This window comes from Sphingobacterium thalpophilum, from assembly GCF_038396785.1.
Lineage (GTDB): Bacteria > Bacteroidota > Bacteroidia > Sphingobacteriales > Sphingobacteriaceae > Sphingobacterium > Sphingobacterium thalpophilum_A.
Window position 1 is genome coordinate 3,364,567 of record NZ_CP151087.1, and the last position, 23,941, is coordinate 3,388,507.

At 37.8% G+C, this 23,941-nt stretch carries 22 protein-coding genes; 3 read left to right on the plus strand and 19 right to left on the minus strand.

The features are described 5' to 3' along the window. Position 1 precedes the first annotated feature (1 nt). The 18 genes from AACH28_RS14960 to AACH28_RS15045 all read right to left on the minus strand — a co-directional run bounded on the left by AACH28_RS14960 (position 2) and on the right by AACH28_RS15045 (position 18,391). On the minus strand, positions 2–1,090 hold the full coding sequence (locus AACH28_RS14960) for a glycosyltransferase family 4 protein (RefSeq protein WP_159332643.1): 1,089 nt from the start codon (positions 1,088–1,090) through the stop codon (positions 2–4). A 27-nt stretch (positions 1,091–1,117) separates the two neighbouring features. After that, a complete protein-coding gene (locus AACH28_RS14965; protein WP_159332642.1) occupies positions 1,118–2,347 on the minus strand; it encodes a hypothetical protein in 1,230 nt (409 codons plus the stop codon). A gap of 32 nt (positions 2,348–2,379) precedes the next feature. Next, the gene (locus AACH28_RS14970) at positions 2,380–3,351 is read right to left on the minus strand and encodes a glycosyltransferase family 2 protein (protein ID WP_159332641.1); all 972 of its coding nucleotides are present in this window, start codon (positions 3,349–3,351) and stop codon (positions 2,380–2,382) included. Positions 3,352–3,356: 5 nt separating this feature from the next. Then, entirely contained in the window at positions 3,357–4,289 is a 933-nt protein-coding gene (locus AACH28_RS14975; protein ID WP_159332640.1) for a beta-1,6-N-acetylglucosaminyltransferase, read from the minus strand. Position 4,290: 1 nt separating this feature from the next. After that, on the minus strand, positions 4,291–5,439 hold the full coding sequence (locus AACH28_RS14980; protein ID WP_159332639.1) for a glycosyltransferase family 4 protein: 1,149 nt from the start codon (positions 5,437–5,439) through the stop codon (positions 4,291–4,293). Then, a complete protein-coding gene (locus AACH28_RS14985; RefSeq protein ID WP_159332638.1) occupies positions 5,439–6,950 on the minus strand; it encodes a lipid II flippase MurJ in 1,512 nt (503 codons plus the stop codon). Before AACH28_RS14985 ends, AACH28_RS14980 begins: the two co-directional genes overlap by 1 nt. Before the next feature lie 9 nt (positions 6,951–6,959). Next, positions 6,960–7,841 carry a glucose-1-phosphate thymidylyltransferase RfbA gene (rfbA, locus tag AACH28_RS14990; RefSeq protein ID WP_341830885.1) on the minus strand — a complete coding sequence of 294 codons (882 nt, stop codon included), beginning with the start codon at positions 7,839–7,841 and terminating at the stop codon, positions 6,960–6,962. A 13-nt stretch (positions 7,842–7,854) separates the two neighbouring features. Next, entirely contained in the window at positions 7,855–8,703 is an 849-nt protein-coding gene (gene rfbD / locus AACH28_RS14995; protein WP_159332636.1) for a dTDP-4-dehydrorhamnose reductase, read from the minus strand. Then, positions 8,700–9,248 carry a dTDP-4-dehydrorhamnose 3,5-epimerase gene (gene rfbC / locus AACH28_RS15000; RefSeq protein WP_159332635.1) on the minus strand — a complete coding sequence of 183 codons (549 nt, stop codon included), beginning with the start codon at positions 9,246–9,248 and terminating at the stop codon, positions 8,700–8,702. The genes rfbD and rfbC overlap by 4 nt, the downstream gene beginning before the upstream one ends. An 8-nt stretch (positions 9,249–9,256) precedes the next feature. After that, positions 9,257–10,306 carry a dTDP-glucose 4,6-dehydratase gene (gene rfbB, locus AACH28_RS15005; RefSeq protein WP_115045921.1) on the minus strand — a complete coding sequence of 350 codons (1,050 nt, stop codon included), beginning with the start codon at positions 10,304–10,306 and terminating at the stop codon, positions 9,257–9,259. Positions 10,307–10,311: 5 nt separating this feature from the next. Then, the gene (locus AACH28_RS15010; protein WP_159332634.1) at positions 10,312–10,839 is read right to left on the minus strand and encodes a winged helix-turn-helix domain-containing protein; all 528 of its coding nucleotides are present in this window, start codon (positions 10,837–10,839) and stop codon (positions 10,312–10,314) included. A 193-nt stretch (positions 10,840–11,032) separates the two neighbouring features. Beyond that, the gene (locus AACH28_RS15015) at positions 11,033–12,031 is read right to left on the minus strand and encodes a sugar phosphate nucleotidyltransferase (protein WP_341830886.1); all 999 of its coding nucleotides are present in this window, start codon (positions 12,029–12,031) and stop codon (positions 11,033–11,035) included. A gap of 1 nt (position 12,032) precedes the next feature. Continuing rightward, positions 12,033–12,455 (minus strand): adenylyltransferase/cytidyltransferase family protein, encoded by a 423-nt coding sequence (locus AACH28_RS15020; RefSeq protein WP_159332632.1) that lies wholly within the window; start codon positions 12,453–12,455, stop codon positions 12,033–12,035. 81 nt (positions 12,456–12,536) lie between these two features. Beyond that, a complete protein-coding gene (locus AACH28_RS15025) occupies positions 12,537–12,977 on the minus strand; it encodes an adenylyltransferase/cytidyltransferase family protein (RefSeq protein WP_159332631.1) in 441 nt (146 codons plus the stop codon). 73 nt (positions 12,978–13,050) lie between these two features. Continuing rightward, positions 13,051–13,569 (minus strand): 3'-5' exonuclease, encoded by a 519-nt coding sequence (locus tag AACH28_RS15030; protein WP_115045928.1) that lies wholly within the window; start codon positions 13,567–13,569, stop codon positions 13,051–13,053. 80 nt (positions 13,570–13,649) lie between these two features. Next, positions 13,650–15,032: a nucleotide sugar dehydrogenase gene (locus tag AACH28_RS15035; RefSeq protein ID WP_313411111.1), complete on the minus strand. Its 1,383-nt coding sequence runs from the start codon at positions 15,030–15,032 to the stop codon at positions 13,650–13,652. 385 nt (positions 15,033–15,417) lie between these two features. Further along, the gene (locus AACH28_RS15040) at positions 15,418–16,917 is read right to left on the minus strand and encodes a S41 family peptidase (protein WP_341830887.1); all 1,500 of its coding nucleotides are present in this window, start codon (positions 16,915–16,917) and stop codon (positions 15,418–15,420) included. 193 nt (positions 16,918–17,110) lie between these two features. After that, positions 17,111–18,391 (minus strand): replication-associated recombination protein A, encoded by a 1,281-nt coding sequence (locus tag AACH28_RS15045; RefSeq protein ID WP_286831775.1) that lies wholly within the window; start codon positions 18,389–18,391, stop codon positions 17,111–17,113. Positions 18,392–18,703: 312 nt separating this feature from the next. Between AACH28_RS15045 and AACH28_RS15050 the strand changes: the two genes are divergently transcribed. The 3 genes from AACH28_RS15050 to AACH28_RS15060 all read left to right on the plus strand — a co-directional run bounded on the left by AACH28_RS15050 (position 18,704) and on the right by AACH28_RS15060 (position 23,228). Then, positions 18,704–19,807: a lipopolysaccharide assembly protein LapB gene (locus AACH28_RS15050; protein ID WP_286774783.1), complete on the plus strand. Its 1,104-nt coding sequence runs from the start codon at positions 18,704–18,706 to the stop codon at positions 19,805–19,807. A 208-nt stretch (positions 19,808–20,015) separates the two neighbouring features. Continuing rightward, positions 20,016–22,142: a carboxy terminal-processing peptidase gene (locus AACH28_RS15055; protein WP_341830888.1), complete on the plus strand. Its 2,127-nt coding sequence runs from the start codon at positions 20,016–20,018 to the stop codon at positions 22,140–22,142. A 255-nt stretch (positions 22,143–22,397) separates the two neighbouring features. Beyond that, positions 22,398–23,228, plus strand: coding sequence for a universal stress protein (locus AACH28_RS15060; protein WP_341830889.1), 831 nt, complete (start codon positions 22,398–22,400; stop codon positions 23,226–23,228). A 146-nt stretch (positions 23,229–23,374) separates the two neighbouring features. Here AACH28_RS15060 and AACH28_RS15065 read toward each other — a convergent pair whose 3' ends face one another. Continuing rightward, the gene (locus AACH28_RS15065) at positions 23,375–23,782 is read right to left on the minus strand and encodes a DoxX family protein (RefSeq protein ID WP_112375279.1); all 408 of its coding nucleotides are present in this window, start codon (positions 23,780–23,782) and stop codon (positions 23,375–23,377) included. Between the last annotated feature and the right edge of the window lie 159 nt (positions 23,783–23,941).

Below are 23,941 nucleotides of genomic sequence, written 5' to 3' on the forward strand. Positions count from 1 at the left end.
ATTAAATATTATCAATCAAATCATCCCACATAATACCAATTTTTTCCTTGGAGTAATGAAGAACTTTCTGTTCTGATCCATCTGCAAAATATTTCCTTAAATTATCGTCAACAATCATCCTCTCCATGGCCAACGCTAATTCTGAAATATTACCATCCTCTACAAGTATACCATTAGTATTATCAATAACTTCCCTCGGTCCAGTAGGGCAATCAAAAGAAACTAGGGGCAAGCCAAATGACATAGCTTCTAATAGTACCATTGGAAGTCCTTCAAATCGTGAACTCATGACATAGAATTCACTTGTCTTGTAAACTTCTTCGATATTACTCGTAGACGATAAAAGCCTAACATTAGAAATATTATAGTTTGAAATTTTTTGAATTAATTTTGATTTATCACCATAATCATCTCCTATAATATTTAGAGTCCATTCAGGATACTTAGGTGATATAAGCATAAATGCATCGATCAGTAGGTCAAATCCTTTTTGATATGTAAGACGCCCTATTGCGAGTATCTTTTTAGATCCATATCCACTATAGGGCTCAGGTAAAAATGGAGATGCATTTGGAATGCATACGGTAATTTTAGGATTAAACAGGTTTGCAATCTGCAATCGGTCACCTTCAGTCAATACTACCACGACTATATGTTGATAAAACAGCTTTCGAAGATACTTTGAGAATTTTCCGGCAACATGAAATGAAAAGTGTTCACAACTAATAATGCGCACATTGGTTTGCCCCCTACAGGCATAATAAGCGCAAAACGCTAGAAGATGATTAGAGCAAATAACAGTATAATCCAAATCTGACTCAAGTTTACGTAGATATTTTCGTGTTTTATTAAATAAATCCACATAATAGGTTAGAAGTCCCAACTTATTTTCCTTTCGATCTTTACATTTTAAAAAGACAATATTTATTTTAGACCGATCAAATTCAAAAGTTGTTTGTTTCTCTTCAGAACCAAGTAATAATGTAACGAATACATTCTCCTTTGTCAATAAGTGCTCAATAAGATTAAATAAAGCACGTTCAGTACCTGCTCTCTTACTAAAATCTGAATGAAATATAATATAATGCATAAATATCTAATTTAAATTTTAAAGTGATCAAAAAAGATCGGTAATCAATTTTACTGGCGCATACAACATATCTATACTATAAAATACCCGGTTTTGCAATATTATATTAAGCGTGTCCAATCCCATTAAACAACATAAAAGTGATAGCCATAGATATTGTGTAATCTTTCCTTGCTGATTACTTTGAGAGGAAAAAATACCTACGAAAAAGAAACCAAGAAAAACTGATATATTCAAAAAACGGTCAAATATTGGAATTACAGACAATACAGAGAATGAAGCTGTAAACAAAAATACGAAGGTAATTAAACTGAATTCTGCTTCACGCTTTCGCAATCTTGAAATATTCAAAATTAAGTATGTGAAAACAGTATAAGTGAGAAGCTTCCTAACCCAAATAAAAATTAATCCTATAGTTGTAATAGTTCTTGTTTCAAGATCTCTGATAACTTGATCACTACTATATATTTCTACTCTTTTTACGGCTCCCCCAGAAAACCCTGACAAAGATCCTAAGATAAATTTAGAAATAGAATCTATTGATAAGATACTTGAGAGAATAATAATTGCGTACATAATAGTAAGAACATACCCGCTTTGAAATGGTTTAAGGAGATATCTATAACAAAAGAAAATTGCGATAGGTATTAAAAATCCAATATGTATCAAAGGTATTATTGAAAATAATATTAATTTATTTTTTCTATATAAAAAATATTTGAGAATTACATACAAATAAATATGGGCAGCAGTCCAAAATCTAAATCCCGACATACCAGTTGTACCGATTACAACTATTAAGGCAATAGTAATAATGATTGTAAATAGATCTCGTTTATTTAAAAATAGAGACCGAAATATCATATCCAAATTTCGAGAATAAAAATATCCATAGATTCCAGCTAAAAATGCAAAATAAAAATGATAGTTAGAGGTAAATTGTCCTATAAATATAGCAGTATATGTTTGGTAATAATCAATATCTATTTCTACATTTTTCAAATACAAAAACAGTTCTCCTAAAGTGTGGAAGTGAAGGTTTGTATATTGTTTAAAGTGCAAATAATATCTATATGGATCGTAGATTGGATCTAATACTTCCATAGAAAAACCATAAAAAAAACAGTTGATCCAAATTACATTTTTAAACCAAACCCGATCAGCAAATCTCAAAGAATTGATGAAGGATAATATTGGGACAGTAAATGCGAGTAAAAATGACAACGTTTTGTCATGAAGATCACGAATTCGACTCATTTTTTAAATTTTTATTTTATCACGATTACCTGTCAGTTATTCGAAAAGATTTTCTTATATATTACTACGAAAAATCGCAATGGAAATAAGGTGGGTAAATTTAGAAGTAAAATCATCAACTGCTCGCGTTTAGTGAATTTATTCATGTTGGTAATTTTTACTTTGCATTCAGGAAAAAGTTTATCTATTTTATTCCAATATTGATAGTCCATTTCTATAAAAAATTCCAGCCGTTTACGAATTTTACCTATTGTAATATCTTCAATATAATCATAGCGATTTTGATTTTTAAAAAACGCTGTTAAATTTAAGTACAAAATTTGTACATCAACAATATTTTTATCGACTTTAGATTTTGTATAAGAGGATGCATTTGACTGGACGTAATAATATAGAGCTTTCTTGACTTTAGTCACACGATTAGCAAAGTACATTAACTTCGGAATTGTTACTAAATCCTCTCCATAGTTTAAACCTGCAGGTACAGTAATTTTACCTATTTCATAAAGCTCTCTCTTTATAAGTTTGTTCCAAACACAAGGAAGAGCACTGTATGAAACCAGCATTTTTGAGAAAATAGATCCATCCGGGTTCCACGATTGACTTCCACGTGTAAGTTTATCACCCCAATCAAAATAAAAGTCACAAACCACAATATCAGCCTGTTCAACAATTGCTTTGTTGATCATTAACGAAACCATATCTTTATCTATATAATCATCACCATCTACATGTAAAATATAATCTCCATTTGCATTAACAACGCCTGTATTTCTCGCCTCCGCCAAACCTAAATTTCTTGTATGACGAACAACTTTAATATCGTTAATAAGACTAGGATATTTTAAGATAGTTGACTCTAAAACAAATAATGTCTCATCTGTGCTGCTATCATCCACAAAAATATATTCTATATCATCATAGCTCTGCTCAAGTAATGATGTCGCACATTTTTCTATATAATTTGCGACGTTATACATTGGTACAAGAATTGAAACTTTCATTTTGACTATTTATTTATTAAATTATATTTACTATCTAAAAGATCAAGTATATTACGATCTACATCATAGTCGAATTTCCTAGCAAAAATCTTTCCATCTGGCTGAGAAACTAGTTCATCAAGATCATCAACAGTAAAGGTCACAGGCAGCGGTACTCCCTCTCGTAACCAATTATCATAAGTTAATGACGATTTTATAACAATATCAGAATCATTTTTGTATAGATACATAAGAATTGTCTGAAAGAAATATTCATCCGCAGAAACTACATATTGAAAAAAACTCTTTAATTCTATGTAGTTTTCATTTACGAAATCCTTTATTGAAACAAGCGTCTCAATAGGCATAGACCACCAATTTGAACCCCTAAATGGTTCCATAGCAAAAGGCATTACTCGTTTTTTTAACACTATAGACAACTGATCAAAATTAATTTTCCCAGCCAAAAAAAATAAAACTGACTTTAGGGGGTTTTTATTTGAGAAAAATATAAAATCATTTTTATTACTTGACTTATTAATTTTGTACGCATAAAGCTTTTTTAAAAATCCAGTATCTTCCTTTAAAATCGATTCAGTCGTAATATAGCTTGTCCCGTAATTTTCAAACAAGAATTTATTAATATATTTTAAGTCTTTGATAGGATAATCTTGCCCACTCAAAAATGTCACTTGTGATGAACAAATTATCCCATTTTCAATAACTGCGTCTATAAGATTAAGAGTCGCTTCAACCTGAGAAAAATCAGCCCATATACAGTCTACTCTATTAGGAATAAAATAAATATTAGGAGATGATATGATACTTTTAAAAGTATCTAAATCCGACTTCAGATCTAAATGAATATAAAAGAAACTATTCGAATCATTTAATACACTGATTAAGCGATTTAGCTGTAAAGGATTTTTATGAGCAGTAATTATATATATTTTCCTCATGTCAATTCTTCGTCAAGAATACTAAAAGTTCGTCCCATTGTTTCATGATAAAATCAATGTCATAAATATTAGATTTTATTTTAGAATTGTTCCCGAGTTCTTTTCTGAGATTACTATCCGACATCAACTTTTGCAACATATTTGTAAACCCATCATTATCACCGGGCGTTATTAAATATCCGTTAAAACCATTTTCAATAAGAGTGGCTGGACCATGCTTGCAGTTAAAAGAAATTATTGGGATTCCAAATGTCATTGCTTCAAGTATTACTAAAGAGAAGCCTTCGAATTTAGATGTTGAAACGAATATTGCACTGTCTTTATAAAATTCCAACATATCTACTGAAGGTTCCTCGAGTACAACGCTTTCATCCATATGATGATCTTTTATAAATTTATTATAGTATGTCTTTTGACTTCCACTACCTTTTATATATAATTTCCAATCTGGATAAATCAATATTATCTTGCTCCAAATTCTTAATAGTTCATCAAAACCTTTTTCTGGCTCATATCTACCAACTGCTATAACTTTTTTATTGTCGAGAGTAGATAAAATTGCTTCTCCTATTGTAATAGGATTAGCTATTACTTCTACATTATCTAAATACCTTGACCACTCTTCTTTATCTCCATCAGTTAAAACAATAAAGCGACTATAAGTGCTTGCATAATGGATAAATTGGCGAAAGTATAACTTATTACGTAGACTTTTAAAAAAACTATTAGATTTATTAAAATATTCAAAAAAACCTATTGTAACATGATATTCAGCTATTTTTATGCTCCCATCTTTCAATTTGCCTAAAACTTCAAACTCTAGTCCTCCCAAAGATATAGATAAAGCGGGTTTGTAGGTAAGGAGCGTATCAAACAATTTTTTCGCTAATTCCTTTTTATATTTTTTAAGTGCTAAATAGTTTAAAAACCGAGATTTATGAACTTTCTTCTTCGGAATGTCAAGATTTATTACTCTTATCGAAGGGTCCAATTTGAAAAATATTTCTTTATCAAATTGCGCATATGTGACAATGAAAATTTCATAGCCAAACTTTGAAGCCAAATAATTCGCTTTCAAACTAACTATTTTTTCCACTCCTCCATGTGATGAGAGGGAATGGAAACAATATAATATTCGCTTATTTTTCATTACCTTCTTTTAAATTTTATAAGAGATTTCTTTAAAAATTGTTCTAAAATAACTTTTTCTTCAATTTTAAACAGATTTATTCCTATAATCATAATCGCTAGACTTATCATTCCAAATACCAATAATGACGTGTAAAGACCATGTATTATAATTATTTTTTTCATAAAAAAAATAATTATAATACAAAAAATACTATATATTATATATTTTCTAGCTCCAAGTTGTAATGATGTTAAAAATGGATATCTCTTGCTCATTAGAAAAGCGAAAATAAAATTGGATAGAAAAATTGATAAAGGAAAAGTATAAATGCCAAGTATTCGATAAAAAATAATGTTTGTTAAAATTATCCCCCCCTGACATAATAACCCCATAAAGGCATAATATTTTGATTGCTCTGAAGATAATAAACTCATTCCAAACATTAAGTATGAAAACACTCCAAATAGAGAAAACCCATATAATATGGATAAATCAGAAATTAATATCAAATTATCCATTGTAATATTTCCTTTATCATATAAAATCTTTGCTATACTATCTCCACATCCTAACAATAGAGTAACTATTGAACAAATGACCAAAACCCCAATTCGAAATAAAGATTTGAATTCTGAATTGAAATCCATTTCTTTATTATTTGCAAAGTTTTTAGAAAGTACAGGAACCAATACAGACATAATCACACTTATTAAAATTGTATACATCATATTTGGAATCTTAAAAGCAAAATCTAAAGTTGATATCGTTCCATTTCCAAGTTTACCAGCCAAAACTTTCTCGACTAAATAATTTATCTGTGCAATAAAATATGGAATAAAGAAAGGTGCAGAAAACAAAAAATAAGTTTTAAAGCCATTAAAATCAAATCGCCAACTAGTTGTAAACAGTGCTATATTACTTTTTTTAACAAAGTAAATTATAAAAAACAAAAGGGCTACCGCTGATACATAATAGGATATAGGTAATGCATTAATTCCAAAGATATTGTGAAGAAAATATAGAAACAAAATATTTATAATAATCGAAATAAATGAACTTATTTCTGCAACGTAGAAAATTTCGTATCCATTTAAAATACTTAAACCTATTTGAGTTAGTTGATTAAAAATTAAGACAGGCGCAACCCAATAAATCATTTGAATCAAGGTTTGCAAATCTTTACCTTGATATTGTGGAGCTAAAAATTTTGCAAAAAAATCTGGAATAAGATACATGATTGCTACAAGAATCAGAGAAAAAAAAGTTAAGAAAAAAAGCAAAGACTGTGTTTGCCCAATTGCTATTTTCTCACCCTCTTTCTCTTTTATCATGACAAATTTAGCTCTGTATGTCTCATTTATAGGCCCCCAAAGAGCCCCATCGAGTACGAGAACTGTAGTATAAACTAATAACCAAATATCCTTTTCTAAACTAATACCATAATATCTTGCTGTCAATGAAAGCAATAAAAGTGTCAATGGAATCTTAACTAACTTTAATACAAAAAGAATACTAACTTTTTTTAACACAATTCGTTATTAATTATTATTATAAATCTTATTATCCAGCAATTTCAGAAGATAACTTCCATAACTAGATTTAGTTAGTGTCTGAGCTAAACCAATGAGCTGCGCTTTAGATATATATCCCATCCTAAATGCAACCTCCTCAATCGCACCAATTTTCATTCCTTGACGCTCCTCAATTACTTGTACAAACTGTCCTGCTTGCATTAATGAATTGATAGTTCCTGTATCCAACCAAGCTGTACCACGGTCAAATACACCTACCTTTAATTTTCCGCGTTTCAAATACTCCGCATTAATATCCGTGATCTCCAGTTCTCCACGTGGCGAAGGCTTGATATTCTTGGCAATTTCAACAACGTCATTGTCATAGAAATATAAGCCGGGTACGGCATACTTTGATTTCGGTTCCTTCGGCTTTTCTTCTATAGAAACAACCCTATTGTCCTGATCAAACTCCACAACACCATATCGCTCGGGATCAGAAACCTGATAAGCAAATACCACGCCACCATCTGGATCCGATGAGTCTTGCAACAACTTGGACATCCCTGATGCGTAAAATATATTGTCTCCAAGAATCAATGCAACTTTATCGTTTCCAATAAACTCCTCACCCAAAATAAAGGCTTGTGCCAGACCATCCGGACTGGGTTGCTCTTTGTAAGAAAACTTACAGCCGATTTGTGATCCATCGCCCAATAACTTCTGGAAATTGGGCAAGTCCTGCGGCGTGGAAATAATTAAAATTTCGTTGATCCCTGCCAACATTAAGGTGGACAAAGGATAATAAATCATGGGTTTGTCATAAACGGGCATCAATTGTTTAGACACAGCTAAAGTCAATGGATGTAAACGTGTGCCAGAGCCGCCGGCTAATATAATTCCTTTCATAATTAGCGATTGATTATAACTTATTTAACATTGCTTTCAAACTATCATGCCAAGATGGTACCGACAGGTTGAACGTGTTTTTTATCCTTGTTTTATCCAATAATGAATATTTTGGACGTCTTGCAGGAGTAGGATACTGCGTCGTAGGGATTGGATTGATCTGACATTCCAATCCTTTTAAATCCCGAATCGCAGCAGCAAAATCATACCATGAAATTTCTCCTTCGTTGCTAAAATGATAGATACCACCTTCCCATATACCTGAGCCAATAATAGCCAAGATAGCATCGGCTAAATCTTTGGCATAGGTTGGTGAACCAATCTGATCGTTTATAACAGAAATCTCTTCGCGCTCCCCCATTAAACGGATCATGGTTTTCACAAAATTATTGCCATAGGTCGAATAGACCCAGGAAGTCCGAATAATGATACCCTCTGGAAGCCATTTTTGAATAGCTTCCTCACCCTTTAGTTTGGTGAGCCCATAAACATTCACTGGATCAACTGGCGCATCTTCAGTCAGTGCGATAGCTGAGTTCCCATCAAATACATAGTCTGTAGAAATAGCAATCAATTTTGAGCCATGAATACGACAATATTGCGCGATTTCTTCTGCGGCTAAATGATTGATCCGATCAGCCAATTCGGCCTCTGATTCGGCCTTATCTACAGCGGTATAGGCCGCAGCATGAATAATGATATCGGGCTGATACTGCCCTAAAATATCCTGTATAATCTGCGTATGCTCCAAAGGAAGTTCCTGGCGGTCCAAGAAAAAGCAGTCTTTATCCGTTTGTGGAGACAACAGGTCTTTTAACTCAGACCCAAGCTGTCCATTAGCTCCTGTAATAACTACCCTCATACCCCGAAGACCTCCTTGAAACTGGGTGCAGTTTGATCTTTTTCGGACAATAACATCTCTGCTGTGGGTATCTGCCAGTCTACAGCCAAATCTGGATCCAAGGGATACACCCCACACTCAGACTGCTTGTTGTAAAAATTGTCGCACTTATAAAAGAAGGTCGCTGTTTCGCTCAATACGACAAAACCATGTAAAAATCCACGTGGAACAAATAGCTGTAAATTATTGTCAGCCGATAAGTTAACGGCTACATATTGCCCAAAAGTAGCTGAATCTGGCCGGGCATCTACCGCAACATCAATCACTTCTCCTTGGAGAACACGTACCAATTTTGCTTGAGCATGTTCACCTGCTTGTGCATGCAGCCCCCTCAAAACACCCCGCGTTGAATAGGACTGATTATCCTGCACAAAATGAGTATTTGTACTAGTGAGGTCATTGAAGGTTTTTTCATTAAAACTTTCCATAAAATACCCCCTTGAATCGCCATATTTTGCAGGCTCCAAAATAAAACAGCCTTTTAACTTTGTTTCTGTAACTTTCATCGAAGAAATTAGTTATATTGATTTGCGTAATAATTTTGGTAATCGCCTGAAGTAACACGATCCAACCATTCCTGATTGTTTAAAAACCAATCGATGGTGATGGAAAGCCCCTGCTCAAATGTAACCGAAGGTTCATAACCTAACTCTTGGTTGATCTTACTGGCATCAATGGCATAACGTAAATCATGGCCTGGCCGATCTTTCACAAAAGTAATAAGCTCCGCAGCAGTACCAGCCGGACGCCCCAATTTTTCATCGACTTGCTTACATAATTCCTTCACCAAATCTATATTCTGCCATTCGTTGAATCCGCCAACGTTATAGGAGCCGCCGTTTTGACCATTATGGTAAACCAGATCGATCGCTTTGGCATGATCAATAACAAACAGCCAATCCCGTGTATATTTCCCATCACCATAAATAGGCAATGGCTTATTATTTAATATATTGTGGATACACAGGGGAATTAACTTTTCCGGGAAATGATTTGGTCCATAGTTATTCGAGCAATTGGTCAGCACAATTGGAAGGCCATAGGTATCGTGATAGGCACGTACGAAATGGTCGGAAGATGCCTTTGACGCAGAATAAGGCGAATGTGGATCGTACTTAGTCTCTTCAGTAAACAATCCTGTCGCTCCTAATGCGCCAAAAACCTCATCGGTAGAAACATGATGAAAACGCTTCCCTTGATAATTTTCCTTCCAGATCTCTTTCGCAGCGTTTAGCAGGTTGACTGTACCAATGACATTGGTCATCACAAAGGCCGTGGGGTCTGTAATGGATCGGTCTACATGGGATTCGGCAGCCAAATGAATAACACCATCCGGCTGGTGCTGACGAAAAATATCAAAAATCAAACTGGCATCGGTAATATCCGCCTTTATAAATTGATAATTGGGTTTATTTTCAATGTCCTTTAGATTTTCTAAATTACCCGCATACGTCAAAGCATCCAGATTGATAATATGATATTCGGGGTATTTATTAACAAATTCACGCACCACATGGGAACCTATAAATCCGGCTCCGCCGGTAATGATAATTGTTTTATTCATATAGCTTAATATCTATTAATGTACTGATCGTCATTCAAATAAAGTTTAATCTTTTGCTCGTCTGAAACTTTATTAAAATAAAGACATACCTTTTTACCCAAATGTTTCCCAATCTTGTCCGCTAACAGCAATAAGTATGCCTCATTTATATCATCCCCTAAAATAAGGACCTCGATTGTTCCGGTGTCCAAGCCCTTAGCATAATCGCCCAATAGACTAACCTCCTGAATATGACCTGCTTGGTCAAGCACTTGCTCCACCAGCTGGTCGATACCCAAAAACGTATGGATCAAATTTTGGATAGGCCTAAATAACGAATGCTTCGTATTGGCACTATATACGATCTTATTCTTTTCAGTTTTACGTTCGAGGTAACCAGCTTCTGAAAGTTGATTCAGTTCCTTACGAATGGCATTGGTAGATTCCTGAAACTCCTCTGCCAAGCCTCGCAGATGTGCCCTGTTTGTTGCTGATACAAAAAATTTGATCAGCAATTTCAGCCGTGTCTTTGAAGTAATCAGAGTTTCTAGCATTGGATAGCTTATTGAGCAACAAAAGTACTCATACGGATTTAAATTATCAAATCCGTATAGTGAATTAGTTTTAACTTTATATTATTTTATCTTAAAAAATCGACGATCAATACTGTTGGAAAAATGTTGTTTTATATCTTCAGTAAGATGAAAGTGTAGACGTAAGGCTTAGGAATACAATGCACCTTTGGTATTAATCGATCAATTTTGACTGATGTCGCTCTAATGTATTGTAAATCTTTTTAACGTCCTGTGATTTTTCCTTTTGCAAAACCAAAACAGCATCTTTGGTATAGACTAGGATTGCATTTTTCAGACCTACAAATGCTGTATAGGTATCGGTACCTATGACCATGTTACCATTTTCATCGACAGGGTGCCCGGTTGATTTGAGATAATAATACATGGACTCGAAAGAGCCGAGATCAGACCAATCAAAAGCAGTAGCAACAACACGAATTTTTTTTGAACGTTCCATAACGGCATAGTCTACTGATATAGATGGAACCTCTTTGGACAGATCAACATCGAGTTCCCCATCGCGGCGATGCTGCCAGGCAGCAAGTGCTGTCGCGTAAACTTTGGGCTCAAAGGTCTGCAGTTCAGAAAGAAAAGTATCTGCGCGAAAACAAAACATCCCAGAGTTCCACAGGAAATTGCCACGTTCGATAAAATCTTCGGCAGTATCCTGATTGGGCTTTTCGCGAAAGGAAAGAACATGATCATCTTTATATTCGATGTAGCCATAGCCTGTCTCGGGACGGGTGGGCTTGATACCGAAGGTCACGATATAGCCTTTATTTGCTTTTTCGATTCCTTCACTGATTGCATCCTGATATGCCTCATCACCAACTATAACATGATCCGAAGGTGTTACGATCAAAATATCGTCGGGCTGAGCAGCAAAGGCAGCAAAAGCAATAGCAGCAGCCGTATTGCGGGGCGTAGCTTCGATAATATCGAGATAAGGGATACCTTGGGTTTCCATCACCTCTCTGCTCAGCAAGTGATTGTCACGATTGCCAACCACAATAACCTGGCTGCAAAGGGACTGATTGCGCTTAACGGTCATTTCGAATAACGAACCTTCTTTAAACATTGAAAGATATTGCTTAGGGTAGCTTTTTCGCGAAAGGGGCCACAAACGGCTCCCTACGCCGCCCGTCAGGACGACATGTATAACCTTATTCATCTTATTTCTTTGTGGTTTCTTTTTCATAGACGACTCTGCGCAGCTGGGCACTTGAAAATCGGTGTGTACGCTTATTGTAATAGATATCTATGCCTTCCTCAACGCAGTATTTCTTGCCTGTAAAATCAGCATCGCGATATTCTTCGCCGATAATACGAAGATTGATAGGTAAGGCTTTGATCATATCGATCAAATCTTGCTCTGTCTCATAAGGAATAATCTCGTCAACATATCGGCAGCCTTCCAGTTGAATATAGCGTTCTACGATAGTCTGTGTGGGCTTTGCTTTTTCGGGAGAAACTTCTGAAGGATCGGTATTCAATCCGACAATTAAATAATCGCAGTGATGCTTGGCTTCTTCAAGCATCATAATATGGCCGGCATGCAGCAAATCAAATACGCCAAATGTAATGCCTATTTTCATTTGAAAGAATTTTTCAGTTTAATAATCAGCAGTCTTCTGTAAGAAAATACCGCTATGTCTATTTGTAATTGTCAATTAGAATTATTGCTCCGACTTTTCGGCAACAATTCGGCGTAAACCTGAACTTGAGAACCGATGGTCGCGGCTATTAAAATAGAGATCTATGCCTTGTTCTTCACAGTACTGACGTCCCGTAAATTCGCGCTCGCGATATTCATCGCCTACAATGCGCACATCAATCTTAAAAGACCGCAATACATCTTCTAAATCCTGCTCCGTCGCATAGGGAACAATCTGATCGACATACTTACACCCTTTAAGCTGTATATACCGCTCAACAACAGTCTGTACAGGTTTGTTTTTCTCAGGACGATCCAGGGTCGGATCGGTCTGCAGGCCGCAAATCAGATAATCGCACTGCCGCTTGGCATCCTCGAGCATCTTGATATGACCGGCGTGCAACAGGTCAAAAGCACTAAATGTAATGCCGACCCGCGCATCTTTTAATGGTATTTTTATCATATGATGATTAATAAAGTGTATTAGTTGCAAACAAAGTGTATGCCTAAAACAACTGGCACCTAAATATACTGACTTATTTTTTATGTTCAAGCTTATGCATCAAAAAAAGCTCCGCACAAGCCCGGGCATCGGAAAGTGCTTCATGATGATTTAAGTCGATCCCCATTACTTCACAGCACGCATTGAGACGTGCAGGCTTAAAACCTTTACTTTGATAAATTTTAAATGTACACTCCCACTGATTGGACAGGCCAAGGCTTTCATAGGGCAAACTATAATGCAGCATCGTCTTGCGCAGTACATTGCGATCAAACAGTTCATTATGGGCCACCATCATGCGATTGGCGATAAGGGGCTTAATTTTAAAATAAAGTTCTTCAAAAGTCGGCGAGTCGAATGTATCACGTGGTTTGATGCCGTGTACGCGCGTAGTCTGCCACATATATTGATTTCCGGGCGGTCGAATCAGGGAATGAAACTCATCCACAATAAGACCATGCTCAACAACAACGAGCCCAATGGCACATGCCGAGTTCTGATTGGCTGTCGCTGTTTCAAAATCTATAGCTGTAAAACTTAACCCCTCTACCATTTATTATTAACTAAAACTTTGATATAATACATTTGTTTCACTCTTGCGCGGGTTTATACAAGCTGACGAAAGGTTATTTCTTATTCGCCAATGCCATAATAAATAAATCCTAACGATTCCAGCTGCTTTCTATCCAATAGCTTACGTCCATCAAAAATAAAAGATGGCTTATTCATACTGGATTTGATCTTCTCCCAATCATAATCTTTAAATTCATCCCACTCGGTCAATATCGCTATAGCATGAGCTCCTTTTATAGCCTCATAGGGGTCTGTTGCCACCGTTACCCATGCGCGGTTATCAGCTGGATTCCGTGTCCCCAATGCATCTAGATCCTTATAGATCTGTGATGCCGGAACTTTGGGATCATAGACTGTAATCGCCGCCTCCTCGCTGAGCAACTGATCGCCCACATAGATGGCAGCAGATTCCCTGGTGTCATTTGTTTCCTTTTTAAATGCCCAGCCGAGAAAGGCGATCTTTTTACCATTCACGGTATTGTACATCCACTGAACTATTTTATCCGCAAATCGGGACTTCTGATGGTCATTTAAGATGATGACTTGTTCCCAATAATCAGCCACAGCATGCAAGTTGTAACTTCGTGCTATATACACTAAATTTAAAATATCTTTCTGAAAACAAGATCCACCAAACCCTACGGAGGCTTTTAGGAATTTGTTCCCTATACGGCTATCCCGCCCGACTGCGGCCGCCACCTCATGCACACTGGCTCCCGTGACTTCACATAACTCAGATATTGCATTTATAGAGGAAACCCGCTGCGCCAGAAATGCATTAGCCACCAGCTTGGAAAGCTCTGAGGACCACAAATTTGTCGTGATAATACGCTCGCGAGGAACCCAAGATTCATATAGGCTTACAAGTGCAGCTATAGCAGATTCATGGTCACCTCCAATGAGAACACGGTCAGGCTCATTTAGATCGGCTATTGCTGTTCCTTCGGCCAAAAATTCGGGATTGGAAAGAATTTGAAAATTAACTCCGTTTCCGTTATTGTCTAATATACTTTTAAGCGCTGACGCCGTCCGCACCGGTAAGGTGGACTTTTCCACAATAATTTTATCATTTTTGGATACCGCCGCAATTTGTCTCGCGCAAAGTTCGATGTATTTTAAATCTGCCGCCTGCCCTTTTCCTTTTCCATAGGATTTGGTAGGTGTATTGACAGAGATAAATATCATATCGGCTTCATCAATCGCACGATCGACTTCTGTCGAAAAAAACAAATTCCTTCCCCGGCATTCACCCACCACATCTGCCAAACCTGGCTCGTAGATAGGCAACTGACTGAGATCCGAGGCATTCCACGCTTTTATACGCTCGGCATTCATATCCACAACAGTCACCGTTATGGATGGATTTTTATTTGCTATCACAGACATGGTAGGGCCTCCTACATATCCCGCTCCAATGCAAGCTACTTTTGTTATTTTTCTCATTTAAATGAAATATTTTAATGCCATAAAGACTTAACGATTTCAATGATATAGTTGAATCTACAAACTTACTTAACATGTTCCTTTCCCACAAACAAAACCTTCTTGATTTCGCAGTCAACAGTAGCGATGATAACAAAAGGAGGTTGCTGCTGACCAATAAGATTCGGACCTGCTTCGGACTTGCTTCGCCCGTGGCCAGACAATGGCCCAATTGGTAACGAACCTTGTACAGTCTTTGAACAGGAATTTTCTGTTCAAAGACTGTACGGGATCTGTACAAGATCTGTTCGAGCCCGAAGGTGGTACGAACACAACGCGAATAAAACCATAATAAGATCCCCGAAAAGTCTCGCCGACAAATAAGGAATTACTTGCAGCTGCGTAATTAGCGTTTCTTGATCATGCCTCGGTCCGGACGGATATTGACCTCGCTTTTGTTAAGCGTACGATAGCCCTTTCGGCTGACGGCACTGATAGAAGCTTTGGTTGTAATGCCCGGTGCTGCCTCATTCAAGGCTGTCGCCAACATCGTCTCTTTCTTATCGCCTACGTCGACAAATACATAATCGGTTATATTGCTTTTATCGGGTACAAAACCATCCCAATAGTCCGAAAAATCCGCCGAATTTTTCAACAGAAAGGATACTGGCCAAAAAGATACCTTCTTTTGGACAACCTGCTCAAAGAAACCTACAGGTTTACCGTATGTACGTGTACCAGAGGCGATAAGCTGTACCTGCAGATAGGGTTTGAGCACATTGATCAGCATTTCAGCCGCAGATGCTGTACGGTCACTCACCAAGAAATAAACTTTACTCAAGCTTAGATTGCTCTTGCCCTCAAACTTGGTATCCTGAAACATCTTATTGATACTCGGTGTCGCTTTGATATAATCATTCACCTCGTATTTAAGCATCAGCTTTCCTTTCGTAATTGCTCCTCCGATCTTATCAGCAACATAGGCGGAAGCATCTACATATCCCCCTCCATTGTAGCGTAAATCAACAATTAAACTTTTAATCTGCTGAGTCTGGAATTTTTCAAAAGCGGCATCGATCTTTTGTTGATTGATATTATTATTTTCGATTTCTTCAAAAGACGATAAGGCAAGATAACCTACGTTGTTTCCATTATAGGTATAGACGGAATCTTTATAAATGGGATCAATGGTATAACCATTCGCATAAGTAAGATCTTTGATTGTTGTTGTCCCGTCCTGATGTTTCACCTGCAACTTAAGTGTACCAGCGTCCAGGGCAGCATTCAGTTTGTTCATCATCTTGTCCCGCGCACTTGCATCATTGATGGTACAACCGCTAGCCGTACAGGTGACAGCGATCGAGTAATCGGAATCACCGTTGACAGCCGTAATAAAATCAGACCGTTTGAAACCTGCCTTTTGGGCTGGGGATCCCCCCTCGACAAAATAGATAATGGGCTGTGCCGTTTTTTCGTCTTCTGTTCCGAGCTGCACATAGATCCCATAACCTTCGTTGGTATCCATCTTGAGCCTGCCAGAAGCAGTAGCTCCGGTGTTATAGCCGTCGAGCCCCTCCATATAGGAAAATCGGTCAAAGACCCCGTTTGGATAAGCCGCATGTGCCGGTGTCATTTTCTTCAGCGCATCGAGCACCAAATCTGCCGAACCATATTTATCCGTAAATTGGGAAGGATCTTTCGTATAATCAGGGATGGATTTGTCCCAAAGTGAATATAATTTATAATACTTGTAGATATCATCCTTAATCAGCTGCGCTTCGGTCCGCTCGACGGGTTCTGGCTCGGGTTCAGGTTTAGGGGTATCCTTTTTGCAAGAAAAGACAAAAAGTCCAGTCCATGCTAGGACAGCCAAACGTCCTGTTTGTTTTAAAGGCGCTAAGTTCATAGTTGAAACAATTGTAAAACAAACATAAATAATTTAAGTTGATCCGCAATAAAAAAAACACGCTGACCATGGGGACTGCCAGCGTGTCTACTACCTAAATGAAAAACGTTATGATAACAAGCAAAGGTACGAGATAGTTTTAAAAAAAATTAAAAAATACCTGCTAAGGCTATTTTTTTTCAAACATATCGATTTAATATTTATATTTCTCCTTCCATTTGTCCCGGAGACTTTGCCTCAATTTTTCTTCCTGCGAATTCTGCCCGGGATCATACAATTTGACGCCACTGATTTCCTTGGGAAGAAATTCCTGCACAACAAAGTTCCCGGGATAGGCATGTGCATACTTGTATTCGGCGCCATAATTTAAGTCTTTCATCAATTTGGTCGGCGCATTACGGATATGCAGCGGTACAGACAGATCTCCAGTTTGTTTCACCAAGGCCTGCGCTTTATTGATTGCTTCATAGGAAGCGTTGCTTTTAACTGAAGTCGCCAAATAGATAACCGTTTGCGAAAGAATGATACGTGATTCGGGCCACCCGATAACATTGACAGCCTGAAAGCAATTGTTCGCCAACAACAAGGCATTCGGATTGGCATTGCCAATATCTTCAGAAGCTAAAATCAACAACCTTCGTGCAATAAAGGATGGATCCTCCCCCCCTTCGATCATCCGTGCAAGCCAATAGACTGCGGCATTTGGATCAGACCCACGGATGGATTTGATAAAAGCGGATATAATATCGTAATGTTGCTCCCCCGCCTTGTCATAAATAGCCATGTTCTGCTGCACCTGTTTCAGGACAAAAGCATTGGTAATCGGCTCTTTGTGCAATACTGCCGCATTGACAACCAGTTCCAGCACATTCAACAATTTACGTGCATCGCCGCCAGACAGCCTTAATAAGGCCTCATATTCTTCGACAACAATAGTCTGTTGCTGTAGATATTCATCTTCATGTAATGCTTTTTGAATCAATCCAATAAGATCTTCTTCAGAAAGATGTTCCAATACATATACCTGACAACGCGAGAGCAATGCGGAGATGACTTCGAACGAAGGGTTTTCTGTCGTAGCACCAATAAGTGTCACCAGACCACGCTCAACAGCCCCCAAAAGGGAATCTTGCTGGGACTTGGAAAAACGGTGAATCTCATCTATAAATAAAATGGGTTGATCTTGGTTGAAGTTCATCAGCCGTTCGGCTTTTTCGATTACTTCACGAATATCTTTCACCCCTGCTTGAATCGCACTTAATGAAAAGAACGGCCGGTCGAGCGCTCTCGCGATCAGCAAGGCCAAGCTTGTTTTCCCAACCCCGGGAGGTCCCCACAGAATCATGGAGGGAATATTTTTTTGCTGGATCGCATGGTAGAGTACTGCATCTGGGCCTACAATATGTTGTTGTCCTACATAATCGCTCAATTGCCGCGGTCTAAGTCGCTCTGCTAATGGAATTCGTGTTGCCATAACACAAAGTTAAACATTAAACGGCACAGCGACTAAATATTTTAGCTTTAATCATCAAAACTCTTCCATTAAATTTTCTCAAAGCGATAAGCTTCAAGCTTTCAATAGCACATTTCAGCGCCCAGCATTCGCCTGTCGATATTACTTTAACATTTTTTCACACAATTTTTCGTCATATTTGCGCTATGATATATGTAAATTGCTTGTGGCAGCGCATAACCGACCGTACAGGTTTATCGAATCAAGGAGTAGATTGCTCAAATATGTCCTTTAGCTAAATTTATGTAGACGTTAATAATAACGTAATATTTTATGAGAATGACAAAATACTGGATTGCTATAGTTACCGCTTTGACTGCATTCATGAATATACCATGTCAGGTAATCGCACAGGATGCCGCCAAAGATTATACTGGCGCAATAAAACAATACGATGCTTCCTTTAAAGGTATCGGTCCAGAGGTCTATTTTTTACCACCTCCAAAAACGGCCAATGAAATACTAGCAGACAATTATGCAGACAAGAAGTCTTTCAGCAAAGAAATTGCTAGGCAGCTTCTGCTCCAGCGACTGTTATTGCAACTGCGGAGCACCAATAACTTGGGCCATTTTCAATATTTGATGAACCCCATGCCTACTGCGGCAAATAGTTGGGATACTGCTATAGAGAGGCAAATAAAAGCTGAAAACTGGATTGCGGGCTATGCACTTGCCAATGAAGCAGCCTTATTTTCAATTAAAAATAACGATAGCAGCAACGCCTCAAAATTTCTATACCAGGCGCTTTCCTTGGCAAATCGTACCGATAACAGGGATGATATTGCTACAATTAATATGAACATCAGCAATTTCCAGCTGTATCGTGGAGACTTTGTACGTGCTGAAGAGAGCGCACAAAATTATCATACCTATGCCATGAAGAGCAAAAGCTATGCAGACCAAGCCAACGCCTGGCTTCTAATTGCTATGGCACGAGCCGGTCAGGGAAATTATAAAGCTGCCGAAAACAATATTATCCGCAGTGCGATCCCTTTGCTCAATAAGGCCAAAGCCTATGAGGGGAAGATTTTTGCATGGGAAATGCTTGCTGAAATTTATTTTAAGCAAGATAAATTTACCGAGGCTCAGTGGTTTCTGCTACAGGCCCGCGACTTGGCCAATGCAAAAAAACTATATAGCGAGCTCGCTGAAATCGAATACTTGCTGGCCTCATCCAAGCAAAAAGATGGAAATTATAAGGTGGCGATCAAAGAATTTGTGCAGGCGGCTGAATTGGCTTCAGATGAAAATAACAAACAGCTCTCACTGGCAATATTAGATAAACTGGGTGAAGTATATCTTGTGCTAAAAGATTATCCATCTGCTGATCAGACCTACAAAGCCTATACGCAATTAAAAAATGAATTGTACAATTGAAACATTTAAAACAATCTACCCCTTCTACTGGTCTGTTGATAGAGCCGTCTACAAAGAGATTTTAAGCTTTTTGTAAATATTGAAGGATAAATCAAATAAATTTTTAGATTCTGCGATAATGTGCTACGAATTTCACTAAATTTAGCACGCTTATCAATAAGAGCTGAATATTTTTTAAATAAAAATGATTATTAAAACCGTCGAAAATATGTTTAGGAAACTCATATTTGCACTTTTTGTTGTATCCATTGTTTCTTGTGGTTCAAAACCACGGGTAGCGCTTCCTGATGATGGAGGGCTTAAACCGAGCACGCAACATCAGATTATTGCTAAAGAAGTCTCTGGATTATTGGAAAATGTGAGCTACAAAAAGGTCAAAATGAATGATTCGATATCGGGCATCATATACGATAATCTGATCAAAAGTTTGGATCAAGGAAAAAATTACTTGCTTCAATCGGATATTGATGAATTTCAAGCGTACAGAAACAATCTTGCGCAGGATATCAAAAATGGGGATCTTTCTGCGGCATTCCATATTTTTAATGTCTATTCGAAGAGATACCTGGACAGAATGCAATATGCGCTTTCAGAAATTGATAAGAAACAGGATTATACAAAGGATGAGTATTACCAACCTAACCGTGAAAAACTGGGCTGGTTTAAAACGGCAGATGAAGCCAACGATCAATGGCGTAAACGGGTGAAATACGACCTGCTCAACTTAGAAACTGCCAGTGGTAAATCGACCGACAGTGCGCGAACCAAACAGGTGGAAACATTAAAAAAACGTTACGTTAATTTGATCTCGCAGGCCAAAAAAACCAATGCAAACGATGCTTTTCAGGTGGTCATGCAAGCATTGACCGATGCTGTTGATCCACATACGTCCTATTTTAACCCTTCTTTTGCCCAGGCATTCAATGAGGGAATGGCCAATACGTTTGAAGGGATCGGTGCAAGATTATCCATCGATAATGAAGCGGTAAGCATCTTCGAAATTATCCCCGGTGGACCAATATTCAAAGACAAGAGCATTCATGTCAATGATAAGATTATTGCTGTAGCCCAAGGTAAAGATGGTGAATTCGAAGACATTATTGGCTGGAGACTTGATGCAGCCGTAGCAAAAATCAAAGGTCCAAAAGGAACCATTGTTCGCCTGAAAATTATACCTGCTGGTCAGCCAATGAACTCTCATCCGCGCATTGTATCTTTAGTACGTGAGAAAATCGTCGTTGAAGAAGAGTCTGCGAAAAAAGAGATTATGAACGTCAAAGGTGCCGATGGAAAAACGTACAAAGTGGGTATCATCAATATTCCGAAGTTCTACATGGATTTTGAAGCTTACAGAAGACGCGATCCAAACTATAAGAGCACAACGAGAGACGTTAGGTTAATCTTAGATACCTTGAAACAGGAAAAAGTAGATGCTGTGGTTATCGATTTACGATTCAATGGTGGCGGTTCCTTACCCGAAGCCATTGATTTAACAGGTTTATTTATCGACAAAGGTCCAGTTGTACAAGTAAGAGACACAAAAAATAACATCGATGTCGAAGAAGATAAAAACGCGGGTGTATCCTGGGATGGTCCATTGGGCATCATGATCAACCGCTTCTCGGCTTCGGCTTCTGAAATCTTTGCTGGAGCGATCCAGGATTATGGAAGAGGTATTATCTTGGGATCTCAAAGTTATGGTAAAGGAACAGTGCAATCGGCAATCGACATGTCTCGCGTTATCAGCCCGACCAGCCGCTTGCTATTAAAGGCCTCGGGTGAAAAAGATCCGGACACCCCAGAAGGTGCTCCTCAATATGGCCAGATCAATATCACACTCGGTAAATTCTATCGTGTAAACGGTAGCAGTACACAACTTAAAGGGGTTACACCAGATATCGTATTCCCTTCACAGTTCTCCGCAGAAAAATTTGGCGAGAGCTCAGAAAAATCAGCACTCCCTTGGGATCAGATCCAATCGAGCAACTTCAAAAAAGTAGCTGATCTAAGTGCTGTTGACAAAAAATTAGAAGCAATGCATGAGGCACGCATTAAAAACTCATTGGAATATAAGTATCTGAAAGAGGATATTGAAGAAGCTCAAAAAGATGAGGATGTTAAAATTCCATTGGAACTCAACAAATTCAAAAAAGAGAAAGATGACAACCTCAAGAAAAATAGGGACCGCATCAACGCTTTATTGAAATTGCAGGGTAAACCAGCTTGGGAGGAAGGTAAGTCCCAACCTAAAATCGATCTTGACTTTGTCAAAGATGAAAGTGCCAAAGTGATGACCGATTATATCATCAACTTTGGAACAAAAAAACCGTTGTAATTTCAACGTTTCAAAAGCTAGAAAATGAAAGGCAACCGTAATCGCGGTTGCCTTTTTCTATGACCCTCATCACAATAGGGAGAGTTTAACATTAAATTCACGTTTTCTTTGTAACTTATCGCTACATTCATTGTTTTAGTAATATACCGGTACTGCTTGAAGTCCGAATGATTCCCATAGCTCATACGCTAAAGATTTTGCAGGACAGGATGCACCAACCAGGTTATAGAAGTTAAACGTATAAAAAAGAACATCATGAAACGTATCCTCCTGTTAACTGACTTTTCAGAAAATGCTCTTCTGGCAGCACAACAAGTAGCCCTATGTACAGAAGCCTGGAAAACGCAAAAGGTTATTATCTACCATACGTACAATAGTGTTACCATTGTCAATAACGAACCTATTGTCATTGTTAATGATGAGGTAAAAGAGGCCAAAGAGAAAGAACTGACAGCATGGTTTGACCAAATTAGATTATTGTTCCCCCCACAAGTGGAACTTACACATCAGATGGAAGATGTTGATCTGCCATTGGGAGTCAACGACATGTGTAAATCGCACGACATTGACCTTGTCGCATTGGGTATCACCGGACAAACAGGTTTTGCTAAGATCTTGGTCGGAAGTAATGCTATTACACTGATGGACATCTGCATTAAGCCCATGCTTATCGTTTCCCATAAGGTAAATCCTGCCGTCCCCAAAAATGTGTTGGCTACAACCGATCTGAAGGAGGTAGACAGAAAACTGGATTTATTCAATTTAGATCAGGTGTTAGATACGTTCAATGCACAATTGTATGTGTTGAATGTTGCTAAAAAAGAAGGTTCAGCTGCAGACTTGGCACAGGAATTAAAGCACCTCCATGAACGCCTAGACAAATATCATCCGATTTATGACTACATCAGCCATGATGATATTGCACTAGGTATTGAAGAATATGCCAAAGAGAAACATATTGATCTCATACTTTCATTCCATAAAAAGCAAGGACTATTAGCGAGCCTATTCAAAACAAGCATTTCTAAAAAAATAGCCTGGAATGGCGCGGCCAACTTACTGGTTATTCCCATGGATAGATCGTAGAAATCTGTACTTTGTACATATCCACAGCGATGGACTCGTTGTCCAATAGAAACAAATTATACGACAAAAACGCCGCAATTTAGAATACATTGCGGCGTTTTTGTCGTATAGTTCTTCCTCCGGGAAATCTCTTGCCGAGAAATCTCTTATTTTTTGTCAACCGAATGTTTACCCGGCCCAATAAGGATAAGTCCTAAAAACACAAAGCAAAGCTCAATCGCATGTGATGCACCAGCGATACCATCTCCTTTAGAAAGATGCATTAATCCAGCGATGACCATCGTAAATGCAAGCAATAATGCCGCTGGTCGGAAAAAGAGCCCCAGTAGTAAAAATAGGCCCCCAACAGTTTCGGTAGCAGCTGCCATAAAGCCCCAAAAAGTAGGCATAAAATGAATACCAATATTACCCATTGATTTTCCGACACCTGCCCAGAGCTCAGGACCGCCCTGCAATTTGGGCAGACCATGCATGATCATCATCACCCCAAGTCCAACACGCAAGACCAAAAGTCCCGTATCCCTATATTTACCCAATGAATTCCAAATTGCCATAAAAAACGTTTAATTTATTAAAACTTGAATTACCGATCTCCCTAAATTAATGAAATTATTTAAATTGAACAGCTCACCGTACTCACCATAATAAATAAAGCTATTGCATTTATAATACTTAATGCGTAATTTGATGACGATAGACCCGATTATAATGCT